Source organism: Variovorax sp. 20P10.2.4 (assembly GCF_058244205.1).
The window spans coordinates 1-1,435 of sequence record NZ_JBZAYE010001093.1 but is presented as its reverse complement, the minus strand read 5'-3'; the positions used below and the strand labels follow the sequence as shown (position 1 = coordinate 1,435).

The 1,435-nt window shown below is 72.3% G+C and carries 1 protein-coding gene and 1 pseudogene; both read right to left on the bottom strand.

All coding sequences use genetic code 11. The features are described from left to right. Positions 1-1,250, bottom strand: a 1,250-nt coding sequence (locus AC27VN_RS41365; protein WP_490880497.1) for a glycerol-3-phosphate dehydrogenase/oxidase, incomplete at its 3' end; no start/stop codon positions are given. Further along, positions 1,247-1,435, bottom strand: a pseudogene (locus AC27VN_RS41360) (FGGY family carbohydrate kinase); the annotation flags it as partial. The gene AC27VN_RS41365 and the pseudogene AC27VN_RS41360, both read right to left, overlap by 4 nt.

The following is a 1,435-nucleotide window of genomic DNA, read 5'->3' as shown; positions in this document are numbered from 1 at the left end:
GTGCGCGCGCGGCCGAGGTGGCGCAGCACCGCGTCGGTGGCCTCCTCGGCCAGCGCGCGGAAGGTGGTCCACTTGCCGCCCACCAGGCAGACGATCGGGATGTCGCGCGTGGCATTCGGCGGGTCGATGGCCACCGAGTGGTCGCGCGAGATCTGGCCCGGCTTGTCGGCATCGGAGCGCGCCAGCGGCCGCACGCCGACATAGGTGTAGACCACGTCGGCCGGGTCGAAGGCGAGGTTCGGGAACACCTCGCGCAGCACCTCGAGCAGGTAGTCGACCTCCTCGGGCTCGGTGGCGATCTGGTCGGGGTCTTCCACCGGGATGTCGGTCGAGCCGACCAGCACGCGGTCGAGGAAGGGATAGACGATGCACACGCGCCCGTCCATCGCCTCGAAGTAGGCCATGCGGCCGTCGAGCGCGTCGCGCAGCGCGGGATGGTCGAGCACCAGGTGCGAGCCCTTGGTGCCCATCACGCGCGGGCCGCTGCCGCCGAGCACCGCGGTGCTGCGGTCGAGCCAGGCGCCGCTGGCATTGACCACCGTGTCGGCCGTCACGCGCACCAGCTCGCCCGTGATCTCGTCGCGCAGGGTGAGGATGTTGCCGGCGCAGCCCATCACGCGGCAGTGGTTGACGGCGGTGGAGCGCGGCTGGTCGCGGCAGGCGTCGGCGATCAGCTCGAGGATCAGCCATTCGGGATGGCTGATCCAGGCGTCGAAGAAGGTGGCGGTCCAGCGGATCGCCGCGCGGAACAGCTGGCGGTCGCGCGGCGGCACGCGGTCGATGCGATGGCCCGGCATCACGCGCTGGCGCCGGCCCAGCAGGTCGTAGAGACGCAGCCCCAGCGCCACCGCGAGCAGGCCGCGCGTGCGCGGCGAGGCCGGCCGGCCGAGGAAGCGCAGCGCGCTGCCGAGCATGCCGCCGAACAGGCTCGCGAGCGGCACCACCGTCTTCAGCGGCTTCACCAGGTGCGGCGCGTTGCGCAGCAGCAGGTTGCGCTCGCGCGTGGCCTCGGCCACCAGCGAGAAGCTGCCGTTCTCGAGGTAGCGCAGGCCGCCGTGGATCATGCGCGAGGGCGCGCTGCTGGCGCCGGCGCCGAAGTCGCCCTTGTCGATGATCAGGCAGTCCACGCGCTGCAGCGAGAGGTCGCGGAACACGCCCACGCCGTTGATGCCGGCGCCGACGATGACGGTGGAGAAATGGCGTCCGGCGAGCGAGGCGGGACGGGTGAAGGGCAGTTGCCAGGCGCTCATCGTGCGGAATCCGGCATGCGGGTGGTGCCGGTGGTCAGGGTGAAGGCCGGTGCGAGGCTGTCGAGCAGCGCATCGAAGCCGGCCAGGAAATCGGCGCAGGCCGGGATGTCGCCCGCTTCGGGCGCGAGGGTCTCGCAGGGCGCGAGCAGGTGGGCGTTGGCGGGCGCGTCGAGGTCGAGGCCCTG